The 24,583-nt window shown below is 61.1% G+C and carries 22 protein-coding genes and 1 pseudogene; 11 read left to right on the top strand and 12 right to left on the bottom strand.

The genetic code is table 11. The features are described 5' to 3' along the window. Positions 1–8 precede the first annotated feature (8 nt). From HZ99_RS12915 to HZ99_RS12905, 3 genes are all read right to left on the bottom strand, one after another. Positions 9–986: a hypothetical protein gene (locus HZ99_RS12915; RefSeq protein ID WP_038443533.1), complete on the bottom strand. Its 978-nt coding sequence runs from the start codon at positions 984–986 to the stop codon at positions 9–11. Next, positions 987–1,874: a neutral zinc metallopeptidase gene (locus tag HZ99_RS12910; protein ID WP_038443532.1), complete on the bottom strand. Its 888-nt coding sequence runs from the start codon at positions 1,872–1,874 to the stop codon at positions 987–989. A gap of 168 nt (positions 1,875–2,042) precedes the next feature. Further along, entirely contained in the window at positions 2,043–2,456 is a 414-nt protein-coding gene (locus HZ99_RS12905) for a hypothetical protein (RefSeq protein WP_038443531.1), read from the bottom strand. 191 nt (positions 2,457–2,647) lie between these two features. On the opposite strand from HZ99_RS12905, the gene HZ99_RS12900 reads away from it, so the two are divergent. Next, positions 2,648–3,526, top strand: a complete 879-nt coding sequence (locus HZ99_RS12900; protein WP_038443530.1) for a DMT family transporter — start codon at positions 2,648–2,650, stop codon at positions 3,524–3,526. A 1-nt stretch (position 3,527) separates the two neighbouring features. On the opposite strand, the gene HZ99_RS12895 is transcribed toward HZ99_RS12900, so the two are convergent. Further along, complete coding sequence (locus HZ99_RS12895; RefSeq protein WP_038443529.1) at positions 3,528–4,862, bottom strand: MFS transporter; 1,335 nt, start codon at positions 4,860–4,862, stop codon at positions 3,528–3,530. Positions 4,863–5,116: 254 nt separating this feature from the next. Here HZ99_RS12895 and quiC point away from each other — a divergent pair, with 254 nt between their 5' ends. Then, complete coding sequence (gene quiC / locus HZ99_RS12890; protein WP_038443528.1) at positions 5,117–7,012, top strand: 3-dehydroshikimate dehydratase QuiC; 1,896 nt, start codon at positions 5,117–5,119, stop codon at positions 7,010–7,012. Positions 7,013–7,083: 71 nt separating this feature from the next. Beyond that, positions 7,084–7,761, top strand: a complete 678-nt coding sequence (locus tag HZ99_RS12885; RefSeq protein ID WP_038443527.1) for a TetR/AcrR family transcriptional regulator — start codon at positions 7,084–7,086, stop codon at positions 7,759–7,761. Between the two features lie 82 nt (positions 7,762–7,843). On the opposite strand, the gene HZ99_RS12880 is transcribed toward HZ99_RS12885, so the two are convergent. Continuing rightward, entirely contained in the window at positions 7,844–8,692 is an 849-nt protein-coding gene (locus HZ99_RS12880) for a shikimate dehydrogenase (protein ID WP_038443526.1), read from the bottom strand. Next, positions 8,689–8,802, bottom strand: a pseudogene (locus tag HZ99_RS28555) (type II 3-dehydroquinate dehydratase); the annotation flags it as partial. The gene HZ99_RS12880 and the pseudogene HZ99_RS28555, both read right to left, overlap by 4 nt. Positions 8,803–9,073: 271 nt before the next feature. On the opposite strand from HZ99_RS28555, the gene HZ99_RS12875 reads away from it, so the two are divergent. The 3 genes from HZ99_RS12875 (at position 9,074) to HZ99_RS12865 (ending at position 13,579) form a co-directional block, all read left to right on the top strand. Then, entirely contained in the window at positions 9,074–9,595 is a 522-nt protein-coding gene (locus HZ99_RS12875; protein WP_038443525.1) for an RNA polymerase sigma factor, read from the top strand. A gap of 62 nt (positions 9,596–9,657) precedes the next feature. Then, positions 9,658–10,644, top strand: a complete 987-nt coding sequence (locus HZ99_RS12870) for a FecR family protein (protein ID WP_038443524.1) — start codon at positions 9,658–9,660, stop codon at positions 10,642–10,644. A gap of 184 nt (positions 10,645–10,828) precedes the next feature. Next, complete coding sequence (locus tag HZ99_RS12865; protein ID WP_038443523.1) at positions 10,829–13,579, top strand: TonB-dependent receptor; 2,751 nt, start codon at positions 10,829–10,831, stop codon at positions 13,577–13,579. Positions 13,580–13,646: 67 nt separating this feature from the next. On the opposite strand, the gene trmA is transcribed toward HZ99_RS12865, so the two are convergent. Together trmA and HZ99_RS12855 are read right to left on the bottom strand one after the other, a co-directional pair. Next, entirely contained in the window at positions 13,647–14,726 is a 1,080-nt protein-coding gene (gene trmA, locus HZ99_RS12860; protein WP_038443522.1) for a tRNA (uridine(54)-C5)-methyltransferase TrmA, read from the bottom strand. Next, positions 14,723–16,018, bottom strand: coding sequence for an NCS2 family permease (locus HZ99_RS12855; RefSeq protein ID WP_029292147.1), 1,296 nt, complete (start codon positions 16,016–16,018; stop codon positions 14,723–14,725). The genes trmA and HZ99_RS12855 overlap by 4 nt, the downstream gene beginning before the upstream one ends. 211 nt (positions 16,019–16,229) lie before the next feature. Between HZ99_RS12855 and HZ99_RS12850 the strand changes: the two genes are divergently transcribed. Beyond that, entirely contained in the window at positions 16,230–16,676 is a 447-nt protein-coding gene (locus tag HZ99_RS12850) for a DUF4879 domain-containing protein (RefSeq protein ID WP_038443521.1), read from the top strand. 14 nt (positions 16,677–16,690) lie between these two features. On the opposite strand, the gene HZ99_RS12845 is transcribed toward HZ99_RS12850, so the two are convergent. Beyond that, a complete protein-coding gene (locus tag HZ99_RS12845) occupies positions 16,691–17,923 on the bottom strand; it encodes an MFS transporter (protein WP_038443520.1) in 1,233 nt (410 codons plus the stop codon). A 345-nt stretch (positions 17,924–18,268) separates the two neighbouring features. Between HZ99_RS12845 and HZ99_RS12840 the strand changes: the two genes are divergently transcribed. The 3 genes from HZ99_RS12840 to HZ99_RS27770 are packed head-to-tail and all read left to right on the top strand — an operon-like array spanning position 18,269 to position 20,899. Continuing rightward, on the top strand, positions 18,269–19,708 hold the full coding sequence (locus HZ99_RS12840; RefSeq protein WP_038443519.1) for a cytochrome ubiquinol oxidase subunit I: 1,440 nt from the start codon (positions 18,269–18,271) through the stop codon (positions 19,706–19,708). Positions 19,709–19,711: 3 nt separating this feature from the next. Further along, the gene (gene cydB / locus HZ99_RS12835) at positions 19,712–20,719 is read left to right on the top strand and encodes a cytochrome d ubiquinol oxidase subunit II (protein WP_038443518.1); all 1,008 of its coding nucleotides are present in this window, start codon (positions 19,712–19,714) and stop codon (positions 20,717–20,719) included. A gap of 12 nt (positions 20,720–20,731) precedes the next feature. Further along, complete coding sequence (locus HZ99_RS27770) at positions 20,732–20,899, top strand: DUF2474 domain-containing protein (RefSeq protein WP_065942821.1); 168 nt, start codon at positions 20,732–20,734, stop codon at positions 20,897–20,899. A gap of 50 nt (positions 20,900–20,949) precedes the next feature. Here the strand turns inward: HZ99_RS27770 and HZ99_RS12830 are convergent, their stop codons facing one another. Together HZ99_RS12830 and HZ99_RS12825 are read right to left on the bottom strand one after the other, a co-directional pair. Further along, positions 20,950–22,074, bottom strand: a complete 1,125-nt coding sequence (locus tag HZ99_RS12830) for a methyltransferase (RefSeq protein ID WP_038443517.1) — start codon at positions 22,072–22,074, stop codon at positions 20,950–20,952. Between the two features lie 165 nt (positions 22,075–22,239). Then, positions 22,240–22,950 (bottom strand): helix-turn-helix transcriptional regulator, encoded by a 711-nt coding sequence (locus tag HZ99_RS12825; protein WP_038443516.1) that lies wholly within the window; start codon positions 22,948–22,950, stop codon positions 22,240–22,242. A gap of 295 nt (positions 22,951–23,245) precedes the next feature. On the opposite strand from HZ99_RS12825, the gene HZ99_RS12820 reads away from it, so the two are divergent. Next, the gene (locus HZ99_RS12820) at positions 23,246–24,022 is read left to right on the top strand and encodes a ferredoxin--NADP reductase (protein ID WP_038443515.1); all 777 of its coding nucleotides are present in this window, start codon (positions 23,246–23,248) and stop codon (positions 24,020–24,022) included. 57 nt (positions 24,023–24,079) lie between these two features. Here the strand turns inward: HZ99_RS12820 and mscL are convergent, their stop codons facing one another. After that, a complete protein-coding gene (gene mscL, locus HZ99_RS12815; protein WP_038443514.1) occupies positions 24,080–24,496 on the bottom strand; it encodes a large-conductance mechanosensitive channel protein MscL in 417 nt (138 codons plus the stop codon). Positions 24,497–24,583 lie beyond the last annotated feature (87 nt).

Below are 24,583 nucleotides of genomic sequence, written 5' to 3'. Positions count from 1 at the left end.
CTGACGGATTAGTGGAACAGGGCCGCCTGCCCCTGCGGCGAGGTAAACATCTTGTCGCCGTCATGCCCAACGCCTGGCACCTCAACCAACCTCTGGCTCAACTGCGGATGTCGCAGCTTGAGGTAATCAAAATAGTTGTGCCCGCGAATCAGCCGATAAGCGCCCTGGGCCTCGGCTGCGCAGCTCTTGTCCAGGGCCGGGTGGTTGGGGTCGGTGTCCTGCTGGCCCAGCAGGTAGGTGATGTCACGCGCGACGTAGGCTTTTTCCAATTGTTCGGGGCTTTGGCCGTTGGCGTAGGCCGGCAGTTTTTGCATGCCGTACTTCCAGTCATTGAAATCCGGGCAACTGGCCGGCGCCAATTGCACCGGTCGTTGCGGGCTGAAGTAGGCGTAGGACGACGGGTTGGCGATCACATAGCGCAGGCTGATCCCCGCCGCCTGCAGGGCCGGGTGGTCATGGGCGGTCAGGGCAAAGCGTTGTACCACCTGGCCGCCACCGGAATGCCCGGCGATGACTATTTCCTTGAGGGCCGGGAACAGTGTGCGGTTGCCCAGGTGCTTGATGATCTGGTCGAGGGCGCCGTAGGAACTGATCTGGCCAAGGCCGATTGACGCCTCGCCAGCCATCCAGGCATTGCCGTGCCAGCGCAGCACGCTGTCGCCCAAGTGATGGCGCTGGATATCGGCATCGTTGAGAAACTGTGGCGCAATCACCAGAGTGCTGGCGCCTTGTCCCGCGTGGGCGGCGGCGTCTTCGGCGCTTTTGAGGTAGGTCTGGGCGTTGCGCAACCGGCCATGGACGATGATCAACGCCTGGGTGACTTGTGGCAGCGGCTGGCGCCAGTCCTGGCTCAGGCCCAGGCTCAGGTCGCCGGCCTGCAGGGTGAACCGTTCGGGGCTGATCACCTTGACCGCCTGCCCGGCGGCCAGGGTGGCGCTGGAGCCGGTGATCAGCAAGCCCAGTAGCCATCCGTACCGTGTATTCATTTACAGGCTCTTGGCCGAAAAGGTGTCGCATTGGCTGATCTGGCCCTGGGCAAACCCGGTCTTGAACCAGCGGACCCGCTGTTGCGAAGTGCCGTGGGTGAACGAGTCGGGGACCACACGGCCCTGGCCCTGTTGCTGCAAGCGGTCATCACCGATGGCGTTGGCGGCGTTCAGCGCCTCTTCGATGTCGCCCGGCTCCAGCCAGTTCAGGCGCTTTTGCGCACGATTGGCCCAGACCCCGGCGAAGCAGTCAGCCTGCAGCTCCTGGCGGACCAGCAGGCCACCATCGCCTTGCATCTGCCGGCCTTGCTGGCGCGCGACCTGAATCTTCGATGAAATCCCCAACAGGGTTTGTACATGGTGGCCGACTTCGTGGGCAATCACATAGGCCTGGGCAAAGTCGCCGGCCGCCTGGAAGCGTTGGGACATTTCCCGGAAAAAATCCAGGTCCAGGTAAACCTGCTGGTCGGCCGGGCAATAGAACGGGCCGCTGGCGGAGGTCGCGCCGCCACAGGCGGAATTTACTCGCCCACGAAACAGGATCAGCTTGGGATTCTTGTAGGCCAGGCCGTTTTCCTGGAACACCTGGCCCCAGGTGTCTTCGGTGTCGCCCAGCACGGCACGCACGAAGTCTGCCTGCTCATCGTTGGCTGGCGGTGCCTGGCGGGTTTGCGGGCTGACCGAAGGGGCTTGCTCGGTCATCTGGCCGCTCAGTTGCCCGAGGATCTGCATCGGGTCCTGGCCGGTCAGCAGGCCGATGCCGACGATCAGTACGATGGCGGTCAGGCTCAAGCCCTTGCCGCCCCCAAAGCGCATGCCGCCGCCACCGCCGCTGTCATTGCGCGCGTCGACCACGTTGTCGCTGCGACGACCCTTTTTCCATAGCATGGGGCAATCCTCTTGATGTACTTGTTTGCACCGCGTTTTTGCAGGAGCCGGCTTGCCGGCGATGGTCGTCAACGATGATGTTGGTTACCTGACGCCCCGCAGCGCTAAATCGGCCGCTATCGCCGGCAAGCCGGCTCCTGCAGTGGGGGTTGTGATTGAGTATGGCCGTTATTGGCGGCAATACCCTTCGCCCGTATTGACCACCAGGCAATCTTTTTTATCGGCCAGCCATTTCAAACCGGTGGCGGCGCCGTCGCCGGCGCGCAGCACTTGCGGGCCGTCCGGGCGGTTGAAGGTGATGCCGCCTTCGCCAGCCTCGCCCTTGAAGGTGCCGGTGGCATCGGTATCCAGGCCGTATTGCATGGTCAAAAGGTAATGCCCGCGGCCAATGCTGTCGTCCTTGCTGACAGTCAGGTGCAGGCCTTCGACGCCGACCCACTGGCCGACCCATTTGTCGGTGGGCAGGGTTTCCGGTACCAGGGTCGCCTGCACCGAGGGCGGCGCCGGCTTCGGGGCCTCGGGGGCTTTATCGCAGGCGCTTAGCAGGGCGAGGGTCGAAAGGATCAACAGGTTTTTTTTCATCGGGGGCCTTGGTTAAAAAATATGCACTGGCAGGCTGGCGTGCAGGGTTGGACTGGGTTCGGGCGAATTAGTGCGCTGATCGCCCGCTGTTTGGTTATGCTCTTGAGACCGATGCACCACCCGCTCTAGATTAGCGTGTTGAGTGCCACTGCTTGCGGCGGTCATTTCAGCCTGTCACGCACGAGAATTCAATGACCCTCAGCACCCCTCTTTCCGGCGTCAACCATCCCTTCAAGGGCATCGTGCTGATTGTGCTGGCGACGTTTCTGTTTTCCAGCCATGACGCGTTGTCCAAATACCTGGCCGGCTTCTACCCTATCGTGATGGTGGTGTGGGCCCGTTATATGGTGCATACGTTGTTGATGGCGGGGATTTTCCTGCCGCAATCGGGCCTGCGTGTACTGCGCAGCAAGCGCCCGTTGTTGCAGGTTGCCAGGGCCTTGTGCCTGCTGGGCACCAGCCTGTTCTTTACCACAGCCCTGCATTACATCCCGTTGGCGGAAGCCACGGCGGTGAACTTCCTCGCGCCGATCCTGGTGACGGCCCTGTCGGTGCCGCTGCTGGGCGAGCAGGTGACACGCGGCCAGTGGCTGGCGGTGATCTGCGGTTTTGTCGGGGTGCTCATCATCGTGCACCCGGGCGGTGAGTTGTTCACCCCGGCGGTGTTGCTGCCGTTGGTGTCGGCGTTGTTCTTCTGTTTCTACCAACTGCTGACCCGCATTCTCAGCCAATACGACAGCCCGACCACCAGCAACTTCTTCGCTGGCCTGTGCAATACCCTGGTGATGAGTGCGCTGGTGCCATTTTTCTGGGACGTACCGACCGTGGGCCATGGCCTGTTGATGTTGGCCCTGGGCACCTGCGGGATGACCGCGCATTTGATGTTGACCCAGGCCTTCCGCTTCGCTGCGCCGGCCTTGCTGGCGCCATTCGGCTATTGCCAGATCGTGTTTGCGGGGTTGTTGGGCTGGCTGGTGTTCAATCACACCCCGGACCTGACCACGGTGGTCGGGATCGGGGTGATCTGCCTGAGCGGCCTGGCCGCTGCCTGGCAGCAGCGGCGGCGTTGAATCAGGCGGCGACGGTGGGGATCTTGCGCGGGGCCATGAAGTACATCCACGTCAGGGCGATGAAGTACATCGCCGGGATCAGGGTGAACAGCACGGTGTAGTTGTTGTGGGTCACGGTCAGGATATGGCCGACGATCTGCGTCATGAACATCCCGCCGATAGCCGCGCACATCCCGCCAAAGCCAAACACCGTGCTCATCATGTGCTTGGGGGTGTAGTCCATCACCAGGCTCCAGATATTGGCGGTCCAGGCCTGGTGCGCGCCGATGGCCAGGGAGATGGCGAACACCGCGACCCACAGTTGGCTGGAGCCTGCGGCCATGATCACGCCGACGATGCAGCAGGCAAACAGCAGCATCGACAGCAGGCGCGCCTTGATTGGCTGCATGCCGCGCCCGATCAGGAACGAGGACAGAATCCCGCCGCCCACGCTGCCGAAGTCTGCGGTCAGGTAAATGATGATCAACGGGATACCCATCTGGGTCACGTTGATCCCCAGGTTGTACTGCTGGTTGAGAAAGGGCGGCAGCCAGTACAGATAGAACCAGAACACCGGCGCGGTCAGGGCATAGGCAATGGCGAAGGCCCAGGTGCCGCGCATGCGCAGGATGCGGCTGAACGGCACGCGGGATTGTTCCGGCTCGGCTTCCTGTTGCACGTAGTCCAGTTCCGATTGCTTCACGCTCGGATGGTCTTCGGGGTTGTAGTACTTCAGGCCCCAGAACATCAGCCAGATTCCACCCAGCGCAGCCATGCACAGGAAAGCGGCCTGCCAGCCCCATACATGCAGCACCAGCGGCAACATCATCGGTGTGAGCATGGCGCCGACGTTGGTGCCGGCGTTGAAGATGCCGGTGGCCACTGCGCGCTCCCCGGCGGGGAACCACAGGCGGGTGGTCTTGACGCAGGCCGGGTAGTTGGCTGCTTCGGTCAAGCCGAGGATAAAGCGGCAGACCATAAACCCCACCGCCGAGGTCGCCAGGCCGTGGGCGCCGGTGGCGATGCTCCACAGCAGCACGGCGCAGAAGAACACGCGCTTGACGCCGACCCGGTCGATCAGCCGGCCTTGCAAGACAAAACCAATGGCGTAGCCGACCTGGAACCAGAAGTTGATGTTGGCGTAGTCCATCGCCGTCCAGCTCATCTCCTTGGCCAGGATCGGCTGCATCACGCCCAGGGCGGCACGGTCGATGTAGTTCAAGGTGGTGGCGAAAAACACCAGGGCCAGCATGCCCCAGCGGGTTTTGCCGACGGCGAGGGCGCCGCGAATCTTGTCGCCAATGGCCGCTTGCGGGTTGCCGGGGCGCGGGGCCACGGCGGAATTTTGCGAAGGCATGAGAGGTACCCGTTTTTTGAAATTTTTATGATGCGTTCTGGGTGGTGATCGCAGGTGTACGCCGATAAATAACGGCCCTGGATGCGCAATCGATGGTGCGCACCGGCTAAAAAATCGTCAATTCACCCATCGTCATTTTGTTCGATAATCGCCCATAAAACTAACCGGTTGGTACATTTTAAATTGCTGCCTGACCGCGCGCGGCCAATAATTTGCCGCAAACAAGACCAGCCTTCATTGCCGGGAGTCACCCCATGCAACGTTCCATCGCCACTGTTTCCCTGAGCGGCACCCTGCCGGAAAAGCTCGAAGCCATTGCAGCGGCCGGGTTCGATGGGGTGGAAATCTTCGAGAACGACTTGCTGTATTACGACGGTAGCCCCCGTGAAGTGCGGCAGATGTGTGCCGACCTGGGCATTGCCATCACCTTGTTCCAGCCGTTTCGCGACTTTGAAGGATGTCGCCGCGAGCGCCTGGCGCGCAACCTGGAGCGGGCCGAGCGCAAGTTTGACCTGATGCAGGAACTGGGGACCGATCTGGTGCTGGTGTGCAGCAATGCCTCGGCGGACGCCACCGGTGAGCATTCGATCCTGCGTGATGACCTGAACCTGCTGGCCGAGCACGCCGGCCGCCGTGGCGTGCGTATTGGCTATGAGGCCCTGGCCTGGGGCCGGCACATCAACACCTGGCAACAGGTGTGGCAACTGGTGCGCGAGATCGATCACCCCAGCCTCGGGGTGCTGCTGGACAGTTTTCATACCCTGTCGCTTAAGGGCGACCCGACGGCTATCGCCCAGATCCCTGGTGACAAGATTTTCTTCGTGCAAATGGCCGATGCACCGATCCTGGCCATGGACGTGTTGGAGTGGAGCCGGCACTTTCGCTGCTTCCCCGGCCAGGGCGAGTTCGACCTGCCGGGTTTTCTGGCACCGATCATCCAGAGTGGCTACCGCGGGCCGTTGTCCCTGGAGATTTTCAACGATGGTTTTCGCGCCGCGCCCACCCGGGCCAACGCGGCGGATGGCTTGCGTTCGCTGCTGTATCTGGAAGAGAAGACCCGCCAACGCCTGCTGCAACAGGCCACGCCGCCGGATGTTCTGTTTGAGACCCCGGCTGCCAGCGAGTACGACGGTATTGAATTCCTTGAGTTCGCGGTGGATGAAAACCTTGGCGCCCGGCTGACCCAATGGCTGCAACGCCTGGGGTTCGTCAAGGCTGGGCAGCATCGCTCCAAGAGCGTGAGCCTGCTGCGCCAGGGTGATATCAACCTGATTCTCAACTGCGAGCCTTATTCCTTTGCCCACAACTTTTTCGAGGCCCACGGCCCCTCGTTGTGCGCCACGGCAATTCGCGTCAAGGACAGCGCCAAGGCCCTGGAACGGGCGGTGGCCTACAAGGGTCAGCCCTATCGCGGCCTGGTCGGGCCCAATGAGCTGGAACTGGCGGCGGTCCGCGCGCCGGACGGCAGCCTGATCTACCTGGTGGACCCGCACGCGGGCGGGCTCTACAACACCGATTTCAACCTGCAGGCCACTCGCGACAGCGCCGGCGGCTTGCTGCGCATCGACCATATGGCCATGGCCCTGCCAGCCGACAGCCTCGACAGTTGGGTGCTGTTCTACAAGAGCCTGCTGGATTTCGAGGCCGACGATGAAGTGGTGCTGCCGGACCCCTACGGCCTGGTCAAGAGCCGGGCGCTGCGTAGCCGGTGCAGTTCGATCCGCCTGCCGCTGAATATCTCCGAGAACCGCAATACGGCGATTTCCCATGCGTTATCGAGCTATCGCGGCTCAGGTGTGCATCATATTGCCTTCGATTGCGCGGATATTTTCGCCGAGGTCAGCCGGGCCAAGGAGGCGGGCGTGCCGCTATTGGATATCCCGCTCAATTACTACGATGACCTGGCGGCGCGTTTTGATTTCGACGATCAGTTCCTCAGCGAACTGGCGTACTACAACGTGTTGTACGACCGTGATGCCCAGGGCGGTGAGCTGTTTCATGTGTACACCGAGCCCTTCGAGGGGCGGTTTTTCTTCGAGATTATCCAGCGCAAAAACGGTTATGCCGGTTATGGCGCCGCCAATGTGGCGGTGCGCCTGGCGGCCATGGCCAAGTCGCGCAGCGGTGCACTGCGCCAGGCCAAGTTGTAGGGCGTTGGCGCTTCCTTCGTAAGGCGTGGCGGCCCATAATCACGGCCTGCATAGATGGCCGTGAGCGCACCATGACCCCGACGTCCGAATTGCCCGCCACCCCCGTGGCGCCGCGCAAGAGCCGCAAGAACAACCCGCAAAAGACCCGCGAGAACATTCTGCAAGAAGCCATTGTCGAGTTCGTGCAGCAGGGGCTTTCGGGAGCGCGGGTGGACGCCATCGCCGAGCGCATCCACACCTCCAAGCGCATGATCTATTACTACTTCGGCAGTAAGGAGCAGCTGTACGTCGAGGTCCTGGAAAAGCTCTACGGCGATATCCGTAACACCGAGACCCGGATGAACCTCACCGAATTGGAGCCGCGGGAGGCGATCCGGCGCCTGGTGGAGTTCACCTTCGACCACCATGACCAGAATGTGGATTTCGTGCGGATTGTCAGCATCGAGAACATTCACAACGCCGAGTATGTGAAACAGTCGGATGCGATCAAGGCGATGAACAGCAATATCCTTGAAGCGCTGGGCGCAACCTTGCGCCGGGGTGCGGAGCAGGGGGTATTCCGCTCGGGGCTGGAGCCGCTGGATGTGCATTTGCTGATCAATTCGTTCAGCTTTTACCGGGTGTCCAACCGCCATACCTTCAGTGAGATTTTTCAGACCGAGTTGTCGGATGAAGTGATCAAGCAGCGGCATCGGGCGATGATCTGTGAGTCGGTGCTGCGTTACCTGCAGGCAGACATGCACCTGTAGGAGCCGGCTTGCCGGCGATGGCACCCTCAAAATCACCGCAGAATTCACGGGCCTCATCGCCGGCAAGCCGGTTCCTACGAGGTCAGTCGTTCATCTGTTGAAAGTGTTGCAGCATCCGCTGCGCATCTGCCGGCTTACCGCTGAACAACTCAAACGCTTTCACCGCCTGGAACACGGCCATATTGCCCCCATCCAGCGTGCGACAGCCCAAGGCCCGGGCCGTGCGCAGCAGTTCGGTTTCCAGCGGGAAGTAGACGATCTCGGCGACCCATAGATCCGCGTGCAACAACGCTGCTGGTACGGGCATGCCCGGCAGCTTGGCCATGCCCATGGGCGTGCTGTTGACCAGGCCGTCAGCCGCCGCCATTGCGCGCTCCAGATCATTGCCAGTACATGCCCGGCCAGCGCCAAAATGCTGGTTGAGGTTAGCCGCCAGGCCGTGGGCACGGTCAGTGTTCACATCGAAAAGACTCAACTGCCCGACACCTTCGGCCAACAGCGCATGGGCGACCGCCGCGCCCGCGCCACCGGCCCCCATCTGCACCACACGCTGGCGCGGGGCGTCATGCAGGCCACGGCGAAATCCTTCGGCAAAGCCCAGGCAATCGGTGTTGTGGCCGATGCGTTTGCCGTCGCGCCAGACCACGGTGTTGACCGCGCCGATGCCCCGGGCTTCGGGTGACAGTTCATCGAGCAATGGCAGGATCGCTTGCTTGCACGGGTAGGTGATGTTCAGACCGGTGAAGTTCATCTGCTCGGCGGCCTTGAGCAGCTCGGGCAGGGTGCTGCTGTCCAGTTGCAACTGATCCAGGTCGATCAGGCGATACAGGTAGCGCAAGCCTTGGCAGTCGCCTTCCTGCTCATGCAGGGCCGGCGTGCGGGAAGCCTGGATGCCGGCACCGATCAGGCCGGCGAGGATACGTGGTTTCATTTGAGCACCCGGCTGAAATGCTCCAGGGCCAGGTGATAGCCATGGCTGCCAAAGCCGGCGAGCACGGCCTCGGCGATAGGGGAAACAAAGGAGTGATGGCGCAAGGGTTCATGGCTACCGAGCAGGTTCAGGTTAGGGCCGTTGAGGACCCGCACAACAGGCGGCATGGGGTATCTCCAGTGTTGTTTTTGTTGATGAGGACAAAATGTACTGAATGGTTAATTTGGTCAATTGACCAAGTGCCGTGGCGTGGATAACCGTTCGATTATCGAACGTTGAATAAAATCTGCCGGCGCTGCCCAAGCGCTGATATCAATTGAAAATCATTCTCGACAACGCTTAAGATGCCCGCCTGTTTCCTTTGCACCCCAGGGAGTCGGTTTGTCGGACGTGGATCTCAAGGGCCTGTTTCTCAAGCATGCCGATACCCTGCGTCGGTATCTGCTGCGCAAGGTGCGGGACCCTCAGTTGGCGGCCGATCTGGTGCAGGAGAGCTTCCTGCGCCTGGCACAAAAGCCCTCCGGCGAGCCGATCGACAACTCCCAGGGTTATCTCTACCGCACGGCAAGCAACCTGTTGATCGACCACATCCGCCAGGAGGCACGGCGCAAGACCGACTCTGTGCCCCATGAAGCGCTGGCCGCGATTGAAGATGAAGTGGCCGGGTTGGAGGCTCAGGCCATGGCGCAACAACAACGACAGGCATTGAAGCAGGCGTTGGCCGAGTTGCCGGAGCGTACCCAGCAGATTTTCCGCCTTAACCGTGTCGAGGGCATGACCCACGCTCAGGTCGCACGGCACCTTGAAATTTCCGACAGTTCAGTGCAAAAGCATCTGGCCAAGGCGCTGGCACATGTCATGCAGCGTCTGCGGGAGGGCGATGTGACGCCATCTGTTAAATGAATTACGGAAAAAGCGCTGCTCAAACGTCACAGTTTCATACAACGAGAATTCGAGACTCACACGTGAATAGCCAGGAGTCGCACCCACCCAGCATTACTGAGGTCGCCGCCGATTGGGCGGTGCGCTTGCATGCCGGTGGGCTGGATGCGCAAGAACACGTCGAACTGCAGCGCTGGATGGCCAGCGACAGCCGTCACGCCGCAGAACTGGAGTTTGCCCGGCTGACCTGGGCGGCCCTGGGTGAGGTGCAATTGGACACACCCGTGCATCGCCTGCGCCCACCGTCGGCGGGTGTGCCACTGCGTCGCGCCCGGCGTCGAGGCCCCTGGCGTGTGGCTGCGAGTGTCGCGCTGTTGCTGGTGGTCGCCGCAGTCGGCTGGTTGCAGGGGCCGCAAGCCTTGTTGCAGATGCAGGCCGACTACCTGACCGCCAAGGGCGAAGTGCGCATGGTGCGCCTGGTGGACGGCAGCACTGTGGAGTTGGACTCCTCCAGCGCCATCCGCCTGGACTTCGATGGCGAGCAGCGGCGGATCAGCCTGTTGGCCGGCTCGGCGATTTTTGACGTGGCCCCCATGGTCGGGCAGGAGACCCGGCCATTCGTGGTGCAGAGTGCTGGCGGGCAAACCCGAGCGCTCGGCACCCGCTTTGTGGTCGGGCGCGAGACCGACGACCAGGCGTGGGTGGGCGTGTTGCAACACAGTGTGGCAGTGACGCTGCAAGAGCGGCCGCACACCACGGTCCTACGGGAAGGGCAGGCCGCCCGCTACAGTGCGCAGGCGGGGGTGAGTGACCTGCCTGGCCTCGACCTGGCCCGGGCCACCAGTTGGCGGCGTGGGGTGCTGGTGTTCGATCGCCAGCCGCTGGCCAAGGTGGTTGAAGAACTCAATCGCTATCGCCCCGGCCGGGTGGTGCTGACCAATGCCAAGTTGGGCAAGCGTGAAGTCAGCGCGGTGGTGCGCCTCGACATGCTGGATACGGCACTGGGCACCTTGACCGAAGAATTGCAGGTGCGGCGCTTGGATCTGGCGGGTGTCAGCCTGATCTACTGACACACCGCAAACCCCCGTGCAGACGACTGCCTTTGTGTAGGAGCCGGCTCCTACAAAATCCTGCATTTCTGGTCGCCCCTTAAACAATTTTCAAAAACACTTACTGAGTCCCTGTACCTGACGCGTCTTGCTAATCGAGAAGTATTCGCATAAACAAAAAACGCTCAGCGAAGGGATCACAACGATGTCTGCAATCATCAAAGGGCGCATCACCGGCAGCCGGTTGGCCCTGGCCATTCACTTGGGCCTGTTTGCCACGGCAGGGCAGGCCCACGCCGCCGCCCCCGTGGCTGGGGCTTCGCAGCCTGCAACGCTGATGTTCGATGTTCCCGCCCAGCCCCTGGGTGGCGCAGTCCTGGCCTTTGCCGACCAGGCCGGTTTGCAGGTGCTGTTCGACAGCCCGCGCCTGCAAGGCCTGAGCAGCACCGCGCTCAAGGGCCAGTACAGTGTTCAGGAAGGCCTGGGACGCTTGTTGGGCAGCGCGCCGGTGGAGTATCGCTTTACCGGCGAGCGCCAGGTCACCCTCAATCGCGTCAGTGGCCAACAGGATGGTGCGTTGACCGTCGGCACCACCACCATCAACGCCAATACCCACGGAAAACCCAGTGACTGGGTGTATGAAACCCCGCGCTCGGTGGCGGTGATTACCCGCGAGCAGATCGACAAACGCCCACCCCGGCACGCCGCCGACATGCTGGAAGAAACCGCCGGCGTCTATACCGCCGTCAATCAGCGTGACCCTGGCCTGTCGGTGAATATCCGCGGGGTGCAGGACTACGGTCGGGTCAATATGAACATCGATGGCATGCGCCAGAACTTCAACGTCAACGGCCACCAGCAGCGCAATGGCACGATGGTGATCGACCCTGAATTTGTCTCCAGCATCGAGATCGACAAAGGCAGCCAGTCAGGCATGGGCGGTGCGGCGGTGCTTGGCGGTATTGCGTCTTTCAAGACGCTGGAGGCCAGTGAGTTTCTGGCCGATGGCAAGGCATACGGCGGGCGCCTGCGCGCGGGTAATGGCATCGGCAAGCTGGGCAATGGCACTCACTTCAATGGCAGCGGCGTGTTTGCCTTCGGCGACGAGCGCGGCGATGTGCTGCTGGGGTACAGCGAGCGGCATTTTGGCGATTACCGCGCAGGCACCCACAACGACCAGAAACTCGGTACCAACCTGCGCGCGCGCAAGGCCCAGCCCGAGGCATTTGACGATTGGTTGAACAGCGAAGTCGGCGATATGGGCAGCGTGACCCGCTCGCAGATCGTCAAGCTGGGCCTGAACCTGCCCAACGATCAGCGTGTGCAACTGAGCTACCTGCAAAGCGACAGCGACAGCAACGATGCCTGGGCCTATACCGCCGATGATGCGCAAAGCGTTTACTACCAGCGTGTGAGCAAGAACAACCTCAACGCCAAGAACGTCGCGCTGGACTACAACTACACCCCGGACAACCCACTGATCGACTTCAAGGCCAAGGTGTATTACGTCACGACGCAGTTGGAGCGGACCAATGCGCCGAACCTGGCGACGCCGGGCACGGGCAACGAGGTCGGCGGCTACACCGATCACTTCCAGACCGACACCTGGGGCTTGCAGGCCGACAACACCTCGCGCTTCGATTTCAAGACGCTGGGGCGAGTCAGCTGGAACTACGGCCTGGAGATGTACCAGGACGAATTCAAACCGCGCAGCAACAAAGTCGAGGCGGTCAACCTCCAGGGCCTGCTGCCGTACGCCGAAGGCGCCACTCCGGGCGGCAAGCGCACCATCGCCAGCCTGTTCAATAACCTGCAATACGAATACGACAACTGGCTGACCCTGGATGCCGGCCTGCGGTACGACCGCTACCGGCTTGAAGGCCAGACCGGGATGACCCTCTACAAGCGTGACCGTTTCTACAACAGCCTGGTGGGCGCCAAGCGGGTGGCCGAGGTGTTTGATATCGACAATGAAGAGGGGCACTTCTCGCCCACCTTCGGCATCGGTATCAAGCCTGGGCTTGAGTGGATGCAACTCTATGCGCGCTGGGGCAAGGGCTGGCGCCCGCCGGCAGTCACGGAGACCTTCATGACCGGTCGACCCCATGGCGGCAGCTCGTCAGAGCGGGTGTTTCCCAACCCTTATCTGAAGGCCGAAGAGTCGCGGGATTGGGAAATGGGCGTCAACGTGTTCAAGGAAGGGCTGTTTTTCAACGACGACCGCCTGGGCATGAAGGTCGCCTACTTCGATACCAAGATCGAGAATTTCTCGTTTCTCAACCATAGCGTCAGCTTGCCAGAGACCAGTGTCGGCGGCTTTCTCGGGACCATGGCCTATGTCAACAACACCAATGCGACGCGCTTTCGCGGTGTGGAATACCAACTCAACTACGACATGGGGCGGGCCTACGCCAACCTGAGCTACACCCATATGATCGGCAGCAACGATTTCTGCTCGAAGAACTATTACATGGGCGGGGCCAAGACCAGCGGGCCGAGGACCACGCGTATCGAGTCCTACATTCGCCCGGATGGTCGCCCGGGGATCAGGCCGGTCACGACTTATGAAGTGCTGGACGACGAAGTGGCCAACAACAAGGAAAGCTGCGGCCGGATCATGGGCAACGCCACCTATATGCCGGCTGATCGCGGCTCACTGACCCTGGGCGCGTGCTTCCTGGAAAAACGCCTGGATACCGGGGTGCGGGTGCGCTACAGCTCGGGCAATGGCGCCAACCTCGACCAGCATGGCTACGACTTCATCGACCAGGCACTGTGGCCGCAATACACCCTCTACGACCTGTACGCCAGTTACTGGATGACCGACCACTTGAACCTCGGCCTGGCCCTGGAAAACGCCACCGACGAAGCCTATTTCGTGGCCATGGGCGATGCCAACAACCTCAGCCTGGCACGGGGCCGTACGTTGAGCGGGATGCTCGAATACAGGTTTTGATTGTGTGGGCGCGGGCAAGCCCGCTCCCACCTAAACCTCACATTTTGCATCGCTGTAGCGTGAGGGGTTAGCGCCGGGTCAGCAACACGCCCGATTCCATATGGTGGGTCCACGGGAACTGGTCGAACATCGCACAGCGGGTGATGCGGTGCGTATCGTGCAACTGCGCGATGTTCGCCGCCAACGTTTCGGGGTTGCAGGAGATGTACAGGATGTTCTCGAAGCGCCGGGTCAACTCGCAGGTGTCCGGGTCCATGCCTGCGCGGGGCGGGTCGACGAACACACTGCCGAACGCGTAGCTCTTGAGGTCGATGCCGTGCAGGCGCCGGAACGGCCGCACGTCGTTCAGGGCTTCGGTCAGTTCTTCGGCGGACAGGCGCACCAGGGTGACGTTATCCACTGCGTTTTCATCGAGGTTGCTCAGGGCGGCGTTGACCGACGTCTTGCTGATCTCGGTGGCCAGCACGTTGCGCACGCGGGTCGCCAGGGGCAGGGTGAAGTTGCCGTTGCCGCAATACAGCTCCAGCAAGTCATCGTTGCGATCGCCCAGGGCGTCATAGGCCCAGTTGAGCATCTTCTGGTTCACCGTGCCGTTGGGCTGGGTGAAGGCGCCTTCGGGCTGGCGATAGCTGAAGGTGCGAGCGCCGACATCGAGTTGCTCGACCACGTAATCGCGGCCGATCACATCGCGCTTGCCTTTGGAGCGGCCGATGATGCTGACGTTCAGGTCGGCAGCCAGCTTGTTGGCCGCCGTATGCCAATGCTCGTCCAGCGGGCGGTGATAGCACAGTGTAATCATCGCGTCGCCGGCCAGGGTGGTGAGGAATTCCACCTGGAACAGCTTGTGGCTCAGGGCGGCGCTGGCTTGCCAGGCGGCCTTGAGCTGCGGCATCAACTGGTTGATGCGCAGGCTGGCGATGGGGAACTCTTCGATCAGGATCGGCGTGCGCTTGTCATCCTGGGAGAACATCGCGTAGTGGCGCTGGCCTTCTTCGCGCCACAGGCGGAACTCGGCGCGCAGGCGGAAGTTCTGCAAGGGCGAATCGAATACCTGCGGCTCGGGCGCGTCGAACGGTGCGAGCAGGTCACGCAAGCGCGTGACCTTTTCTTGCAGTTGCAGGGCGTAACTTGTTGCATCGAAAGTCATGCGGGGAACCAGCCTAGCTTGATCACGAACAGGATCGACAGGATCACCAGCGCTGGGTTGAGTTCACGGTAGCGGCCCGTCAGCAGCTTGATACCGGTCCAGGCGATGAAGCCGAAGGCGATGCCGTTGGCGATGGAGTAAGTGAAGGGCATCGCCAGGGCGGTGATCACCACCGGTGCGGCAACAGTAATATCGTCCCAGTCGATTTCCGCCAGGCCCGAAGTCATTAGCACTGCGACAAACAGCAACGCAGGTGCGGTGGCAAACGCCGGGACGCTGGCCGCCAGCGGCGAGAAGAACAGCGCCAGCAGGAACATGATCGCCACCACGATGGCGGTCAGGCCGGTGCGGCCACCGGCACTCACACCGGCAGCCGATTCGATGTAGCTGGTGGTAGTCGAGGTGCCCAGCAGCGAACCGGCCATGGCCGCGGTGCTGTCGGCGATCAGGGCGCGGCCCATTTTCGGCATGTGGCCGTCCTTGCCCATCAGGCCGGCGCGCTTGGCGACGCCGATCAGGGTGCCGGAGTTGTCGAACAGGTCAACGAACAGGAAGGCGAAGATCACACTGATCAAGCCCACGTCGAGGGCGCCGGCGATATCCAGCTGCAGGAAGGTCGGGGCCAGGGACGGTGGCATCGATACCACGCCGCCGAACGGGGTGACACCGAGCGCGATGGCCGCGACGGTCACGGCGAGGATGCCGATCAGCACGGCGCCGCGCACTTTCAGGGCTTCCAGGGCCACGATCAGGAAGAAACCCAGGGTGGCCAGGATCGGCGCCGGCTTCGCCAGGTCGCCCATGCCCAGCATGGTCGCCGGGTTGCTCACCACGATCCCGGCGTTATGCAGGGCAATCAGCGCGAGGAACAGGCCGATACCGGCGGCAATCGCCGAGCGCAGGGGCAGGGGGATGGCATTGATGATCCATTCGCGGATGCGGAAGATCGACAGCAGGAAAAACAGCACGGCAGAGATGAATACCGCACCGAGTGCCACTTGCCAGGTATGGCCCAGGTGCAGGACCACGGTGTAGGTGAAGAAGGCGTTCAGGCCCATGCCCGGTGCCAGGGCAATCGGGTAGTTGGCGATCAGGCCCATGATCGTCGAGCCGATGGCCGCCGCCAGGCAAGTGGCGACAAACAGCGCGCCCTTGTCCATGCCGGTCTCGCCGAGGATGCTCGGGTTGACGAACAGGATGTAGGCCATGGCCAGGAATGTCGTGATACCGGCCAGAATCTCGGTACGCACGTTGGTGTTGTGTGCCTTGAGTTGAAACAGCTTTTCCAGCATGCCTGCTCCCTGTGGCGCGTTTGGCGCCGTGATTTGTTGACCTCAAAGTCAAAGCACAAACTGCGCCAAGCGCTGCGTGTTTTCTACAGAGGATCGGAAAAAGCGGCGCATCATACCAGCAGGTCGACGGCCTGTGGCGCCCGGCCTCGGTTTTGTTGAATGTGGCCATAAGGCATACTCCGTCGACGTTCAGTCCAGGGTCATTCAGAGCATGAAAAAAGCCATCGCGTGGAGTCTAGCTCCGTTCGCCTGTATCGGCCTGTGGCTGGCGGCGGCACCGGCGTGGGGCGCGCCTGCACCGGCCTTGAGCGAGGTGCGGGTGTTCCAGGTGCAGTCCCAGGCGTGCAACGAGTCCCTCGCCGAGGGCGCCGACAGCACCCGGCAGTGCCAGCACCGTGGGCTGACGCGGATCTCGGTGATGGAGGTGGGGCTGGGCAATAACTCCATCGCCACCTTTGATGGGACGCGGCTTGCGGGGCAAAAGACGGCGATTTGCCAGGTGGGCTCCATCAGCCAGGCGTGTAATGGTGCCGGTACGCTGATGGGCTACATCTATGTGTTTGACGTGGATGTTCGTGCAGCGGGCTGGTTCGAGTACAGCAATACGTCGATCAACGCGCCGCGCAATACCCTGGTGACTCAGTTACGCATCCAGTGATGGCTCCTACAAGGTTACGGTGCCTCGACCGGCGTATGCATACGGTCCCGTTTGGCCAGCGTCGGGAACAGCTTGATCCACACCCCGGTCACCACCAGCGTGCCGACCCCGCCCAGTACCACGGCGGGTACCGTGCCCAGCCAGTGGGCGGTGACGCCGGACTCGAATTCGCCCAATTGATTGGACGCCCCGATAAACAAGCCATTGACCGCACTGACCCGCCCGCGCATTTCATCGGGGGTTTCCAGTTGGACGAAAGAGGCGCGGATCACCATGCTGATCATGTCCGCCGCCCCCAGCACGACCAGCACCGCCAGCGAGAACCAGAACGAGGTGGACAGGCCGAAGGCAATGGTCGCCACGCCAAATACCCCGACGGCGGTAAACATCACGCGGCCCACGTGGCGGTCCACGGCAAACCGCGCCAGCCACAATGACATCAACAGCGCCCCAACCGCCGGCGCCGAGCGCAGCAGCCCCAGGCCCCAGGGGCCGGTCAGCAGAATGTCCTTGGCAAACACCGGCAGCAACGCCGTGGCACCGCCCAACAGCACGGCGAACAGGTCCAGGGAAATCGCGCCGAGGATGTCCGGCCGGCTGCGGATAAAACGAATCCCCGCCAGCAACGAGTCCAGGGTGGCCTTGCCCTTGTTCAGAGGGGTCTGCCGGGCGGGCAGGTTGAGGGTCAGCATGCAGGCAATCAGGTACAGCACTACGGTGGGGCCATACACCCAGGCGCTGCCGAAGGCATAGAGCAGGCCGCCCAGGGCCGGTGCGACGATGGTTGCCGATTGCTGGGCCGATTGTGCCGCCGCCACCGCCCGCGGAAACAGGGCGCTGGGCACGATGCTCGGCAACAGCGCCTGGGTGGTGGGCAGTTCAAAGGAGCGGGCCGAGCCCAGCAGGAAGGCGAGGATAAAAATCATCTCGCGGGTGACATTGTCCGTCAGGCTGCCGATGACCAGCGCCAGGGCGATCAACGCCTGCAACGTCTGGCAAATGGCGGCGACCCGGCGCCGTTCGTAGCGGTCGGCGACATGCCCGGTATGCAGCATGAACAGCACCCTTGGGACAAATTCCACCAGGCCTACCAACCCCAGGTCCAGCACATTGCCGGTCAGTTGGTAGAGGTTCCAGCCGATCGCCACGGTGAGCATCTGGAAGCCGCTGGCGGTAAAGATCCGTGCCAGCCAAAACGCAATGAACGGACGGTGATGGCGTAACAGCAGCGGGGTTTCACTGGGCATCGGCACGGGCTGGACTGAATCTGGGAAGCGGTGAGATTAGCATCAAGCTGTAACAAATAGTTGCTAACAAGCCAATATCCTTAGCAAAGCATCTATTTCACTGAGGCAACCTGCCACGCGGCAAAAGACCACACGGTCCAACCCGGAAAATGGGGCTACTCTTTCACCGTTGCTTGATCCAGATCAATGCTGATTGCGGCGTTGAGATGGCGGGCATCAAGCCAGAATCCCTACGTGGTCGGTCAGAAAAAGAACGAATTGCAATTCGCCACACTCCATATCCGTGGGGGCAGTAGGTGCAGGCCTCCCCGGCTGCAACCGGTATTACCTGACAGAGGAAGACTTATGTTCGGTTTGGAGGCGCTAGATCTCGCCCGAATTCAATTCGCATTCACCATCTCGTTCCACATCCTGTTCCCGGCCATCACCATTGGCCTGGCCAGTTACCTTGCGGTACTGGAAGGCCTGTGGCTCAAGACCCGCAACGATACCTACCGTGACCTCTACCACTTCTGGTCGAAGATCTTTGCCGTCAACTTCGGCATGGGTGTGGTCTCGGGCCTGGTCATGGCCTATCAGTTCGGCACCAACTGGAGCCGCTTCTCGGACTTCGCCGGTTCCATCACGGGGCCCTTGCTGACCTATGAAGTGCTCACCGCGTTCTTCCTTGAAGCGGGCTTCCTTGGGGTGATGCTGTTCGGCTGGAACAAGGTCGGGCGCAAGCTGCACTTCTTTGCCACGGTGATGGTGGCCGTCGGTACATTGATCTCGACCTTCTGGATCCTCGCCTCCAACAGTTGGATGCAGACACCGCAAGGCTTTGAAATCGTCAATGGCCAGGTGATCCCGACCGATTGGCTGGCGGTGATCTTCAACCCTTCGTTCCCCTATCGCCTGGCGCATATGGCCACGGCGGCGTTTGTCGCCACTGCGTTCTTTGTTGGCTCCTCGGCGGCCTGGCACCTGCTGCGAGGCAAAGACAGCCCGGCGATTCGTACAATGTTGTCGATGGCGATGTGGATGGCGCTGATTGTCGCGCCGATCCAGGCGGTCATCGGTGACTTCCACGGCCTCAATACCCTCAAGCACCAGCCGGCAAAAATTGCGGCCATCGAAGGTCACTGGGAAAACATCGGTAATGAGCCCACGCCGCTGATCCTGTTCGGCTGGCCGGACATGAAGGAAGAACGAACCAAGTACAAGGTGGAAATCCCCTACCTGGGCAGCCTGATCCTCACCCACTCCCTGGACAAGCAAGTGCCGGCCCTCAAGGAGTTCCCGCCTGAGGACCGCGCCAACTCGACCATCGTGTTCTGGTCGTTCCGGATCATGGTCGGCCTGGGCATGCTGATGATTCTTACCGGCCTGTTCAGCCTCTGGCTGCGCAAGGGCGACAAGATGTACACCAACAAACCATTCCTCTATCTGACGCTGTGGATGGGCCCGTCGGGGTTGATTGCAATCCTGGCGGGCTGGTTTACCACCGAAATCGGGCGCCAACCCTGGGTGGTCTACGGGTTGATGCGCACGGCGGACGCCTCGTCCAACCATAGTGTGATGCAGATGAGCATCACCCTGGTGCTGTTTGTGGTGGTGTACTTTGTCCTGTTCGGCGCGGGTCTGGGCTACATGATGCGCCTGGTGCGCAAAGGTCCGGTGACCCACGAAAGCACCGAACCGACCCACGGCGGGCCCGGGCAGAAACGCACCCCGGCGCGTCCATTGTCGGCGGCCGATGACAGTGGCGACGCCGATCACGGCGACACTCTGAACAAGGGGATTTGAGTCATGGGTATTGATCTTCCGCTGATGTGGGCCGTGATCATCATCTTCGGCATCATGATGTACGTGGTCATGGATGGCTTTGACCTGGGGATTGGCATTCTCTTTCCCTTCATCCCTGGCAAGACCGATCGCGATGTGATGATGAACACTGTCGCCCCGGTCTGGGACGGCAATGAAACCTGGCTGGTCCTGGGGGGCGCGGCGTTGTTCGGCGCGTTCCCGCTGGCCTATTCGGTGGTGCTCTCGGCGCTGTACCTGCCGCTGATCCTGATGCTGATCGGCCTGATCTTCCGTGGCGTGGCCTTTGAGTTCCGCTTCAAGGCCAAGGACGACAAGCGCCACCTGTGGGACAAGGCGTTCATCGGTGGTTCGCTGGCAGCCACCTTCTTCCAGGGCGTGGCGCTGGGGGCGTTCATTGAGGGCATCCCGGTGGTCGACCGCCAGTTCGCCGGCGGTTCATTGGACTGGTTCACGCCGTTTGCCCTGTTCTGCGGCGTGGCCTTGATCGTTGCCTATGCGCTGCTGGGCTGCACCTGGCTGATCATGAAGACTGAAGGCAAGTTGCAGGAACAGATGCACAATCTCGCGCGGCCGCTGGCGTTCGTGGTGTTGGCGGTGATTGGCATTGTCAGTATCTGGACACCGCTGGCCCATCCGGATATCGCCTCGCGCTGGTTCACCCTGCCGAACCTGTTCTGGTTCCTGCCGGTGCCGATCCTGGTCCTGGTGACCATGTACGCGCTGGTGCGTGCCGTGGCCCGCAATGCCCATTACGCGCCGTTCCTGTTGACGCTGGTGCTGATCTTCCTGGGCTACAGTGGCCTTGGCATCAGCCTGTGGCCAAACATCATCCCGCCGTCGGTCTCGATCTGGGATGCCGCCGCGCCGCCACAAAGCCAGGGTTTCATGCTGGTGGGCACGCTGTTCATCATCCCATTCATCCTGGGCTACACCTTCTGGAGCTACTACGTGTTCCGCGGCAAGGTGACCCATGAAGACGGCTATCACTAGGAGGCTTGCACCATGAGCGGTAAACCTTCACTGGACGACATCGAACAGGCCGAGAAAAAGCCGCTCTGGCAGCGCCTGGGCTGGCTGGCGATGATCTGGACCGGCAGTGTCCTGGCCCTGTTCGTGGTGGCCAGCCTGATGCGCATGTTTATGAACGCAGCCGGCCTGAGCACTCACTAAATCCCATGCAGTCTTGACCCTCCTTGATGGAGGGTTTTTTTTGCCTGGGATTATTTACGGGCCTTGAGAATCACAAACTTGGGGGTTGCTGCCACCTGCTCGACACCGCGGAACAGGCGCGCCAGCTTGCTGTGATAACCCAGGTGGCGGTTGCCGACAATGTACAAGGCGCCACCGACCACCAGCGCTTCACGGGCTTGCTGGAACATGCGCCAGGCGAGGAAATCGCCCACTACCTGCTGTTGGTGGAAAGGGGGGTTGCACAGCACGACGTCCAAGGATTGCGGTGCCTGGTCCTCCAGGCCGTCGCCGGGGCGAATGGTCACTGCCCGATCACCCAGTGCCGCCTGCCAGTTTTCGGCCGCGGATTGCACGGCCATATAAGACTCGTCGACCAGGGTGTAGTGCGCCTGGGGGTTTTGCAGGGCGCTGGCAATGGCCAATACCCCGTTGCCACAACCCAGGTCTGCCACGCGGGCACTGCCCAGGTTTTGCGGCAGGTGCGGGAGGAAAGCGCGGGTGCCGATGTCCAGGCCTTCGCGGCAGAACACATTGGCGTGGTTGAGCAGCTCGATGGGCGGAGCATCCAGGCGGTAATGTGTAGGGTAGGGCGATGTGGCCTGTGGCCGATCGGCCAGGGTGGCGATCAGCAGGCGTGCCTTTTTAACCGCCAGTGAAGCATGCATCGGCCCGATGTAACGCTCCAGCAGTTCACCGGCAGCCCGAGGCAGATGCTTGACCATCGCGCCTGCGATCACTTCAGCACCGGGCGCCAATTGGCCTTGCAGGCGGATCAGTTGTTCTTCCAGCAACGCCAGGGTTTTAGGTACCCGGATCAATACGCGGTCGAATGGCCCGCTGGGAATCTGGCTGGCAGGTACAACGGTCACGGCATCGAAGGTCTTGTGATTGCGCACCAGGTTTTTTTGCAGGGCCTGGGTGCCGAGGAACGAGTCGCCGCTGGTGGTGACATGCGCATGCCCCTCAAGGCTGGCCGCCAGTGCGCCAAAGCTGTCATTGAGTACCAGCACGCGGGTGCTGCTGGCCGGTTGCTGCTCGGCGAGGTAGGCGAGCAGATATTCGTCGGCGGCATCGAACGCTTGCAGCGGTTCATTCTGCTGCTCGGGCTGGCGGATCAGGTCGAGTTCGGCGAAGGGGCTTTGGAGCAGGGGCATGGCGGGGGAAACTCTGGATAATCGACGGGTGTTCCCGGCTGGCCGAGGAACCTTCTGAGTGGACTGCGACGCGAGCGTTGATGGGCGGCGTCATCACTCAGAACTGGCCGTAAATGTTACGTTTTTTTCCAACGGATTACATTCGGTGTTTTTAACCGGCGGTGCTTAAAAAAGGCCATGTTTTACGGCGGTGATCACGGCGGCAATCTTATTGTTGACCCCAAGCTTTCTCATCGCGCTGCTGATATGAAAACCCACGGTGCGCTCTGACAGGCACAAAATCGTGGCGATATCGGCAGCGGTCTTGCCCAGCGCCGACCATTGCAGGATCTCGGTTTCGCGACTGGTAAGTTTGGTGGGGCACTGGAAGTCCGGTTCCTTGACGTAGTTCTGGGCCGCAACGGTGTGCAGGGCATGACATATCCACAGTACCTGGCCGGTCTTTTCATAGAGTTCATGGGCTTGCACAGGGCCATTGCGTCTCCCCAGGCTGATCATGCTGAAAAAACCGCGGAAGTCATGCACCGACTGGGCCCAGCCATGACTCAGCCCATGGGTTTGTGCATGCGCCCACATATCAGGGACTGCTGAAAAGGTTTTTTCCTCCCAGACAATCGGTAGCACATTGTGCTTGCAGTGACTGACCAGCGGGTCCAGCTCGATGTAGTGCTGTGTTTTGTAGAGGGTGTTCCATTCATCTGGATAGTTGTTGAGGTTGATGTTCTGGATCGGTCGATAAATGGCATTGGAGCCCATGGTAAATCCGCAGTATTCGAAGCCTAACTCATAGGTAATGTTCAGGGCCGCCTCGAACATTGTGGTCACCTCATCCTCACCTTCCAGTCGGGGGAGACGTGTGTTGCGCCAGTTGACCATCGATAACTCTCCATGGGGTTCATACCGATTTGTGCATGACGTACTTCCTATAACATCACCGGATCGAGTGTAGGACAGCATCTAAAGCCGGGGTGGGATATTTCGCACTTAGTGCAGCGGTTTTTATCAGTTTTGCCAGGGGTGTAAACGCCAGGGAACCTGGGTGCGGCGTTTCTCCAGAACGTCTGAATCCGAGGCCCGCAGGCCTGTCCGACGAGATGTCACTACAAACCGGCGGTGTTTCCGGGCGCCACTTTGGGTGACACTAGGGGTTACCTGTAGACCGGAGCCTTCCATGACGGCCAGTGCGGAAAAATTCACACGCCAGACCCTGATCGACGTGCAGTCGTTGACCCCCAGCCTCTTTACCCTGCGTACCACCCGCGACCCGGGTTTTCGTTTTACCGCCGGGCAGTTTGTTCGCCTGGGCGTGACCAAGCCCGATGGCAGTCTGGTATGGCGTGCTTATTCGGTGGTGTCGTCACCCTTTGATGAGTTCCTGGAGTTTTTCTCCATTGTGGTTCCCGGTGGCGAGTTCACCAGTGAGCTGAGCCGCCTGCGCGTAGGTGATGAATTGTTGGTGGAGCGCCAGGCCACCGGCTTCCTGACCCTGAATCGATTTATCGATGGCCGCGACCTGTGGCTGTTGGGCACCGGTACCGGCATTGCGCCTTTTCTGTCGATCCTGCAGGACTTTGAAGTCTGGGAGAAGTTCGAACGGATCATCCTGGTCTACAGTGCGCGGGAGGCGCGGGAACTGGCCTACCAGACACTTATCAAGCAATTGGGCGAGCGTGAGTACCTGAGCGAGTACGCCCATAAACTCACCTACCTGCCCATCGTGACCCGTGAGCAGCACCCGGGCGCATTGAATGGGCGTATCACTACCCTGATCGAAAATGGCGAGCTGGAACGCGCGGCTGGCGTAGCCCTGACGCCAGAGCATTCGCGGGTAATGATTTGCGGCAATCCACAGATGATCGATGACACCCGGCAATTGCTCAAACAGCGCGACATGCAGTTGAGCCTGACGCGTCGGCCAGGGCAGGTGGCGGTAGAAAACTACTGGTAGAAAAAAGGCGCCCGATAAGGGGCGCCTTTTGTGTGGCCGACAGGTGTCGCGGGTCGGCTACAGAGGCTTGCTGTTCTGGGCCTTGAGCAGATCGCGGATCTCCCCCAGCAGTTCCTCTTCCTTGGTCGGCACAGGTGGCAGGCTAGGTGCAATGGCCTCTTCACGCTTGAGGCGGTTGATGGCCTTGACGCCCATGAAGATCGCGAATGCGACGATCACGAAGTCGATGATGCTCTGGATGAACTTGCCGTACGCCAGGACCACTGCCGGGATATCGCCTTGGGCTGCCTTGAGCGTTACCGCCAGGTCGCCGAAGTTCACGCCGCCGATCAACAGGCCGATTGGAGGCATCACTACATCGCCTACAAAGGATGAAACAATTTTGCCGAAGGCGGCGCCGATGATAATACCGACCGCCATGTCGACCACATTACCTTTGACCGCGAAGGCCTTGAACTCACTGATCACGCCCATAGGTTATTCCTTGTTACAGTTGAGAGGAGAGGAACTCAGTGTAAGTCAGTCTGCAGTGACTTGCTCGACACAACTGTTAACACTGTT

The sequence above is a fragment of the Pseudomonas fluorescens genome (assembly GCF_000730425.1).
In the GTDB taxonomy this organism is placed as follows: Bacteria; Pseudomonadota; Gammaproteobacteria; order Pseudomonadales; family Pseudomonadaceae; genus Aquipseudomonas; species Aquipseudomonas fluorescens_X.
The sequence above is the reverse complement of the archived record's forward strand: the minus strand, read 5'-3'. Positions and strand labels throughout refer to the sequence as shown.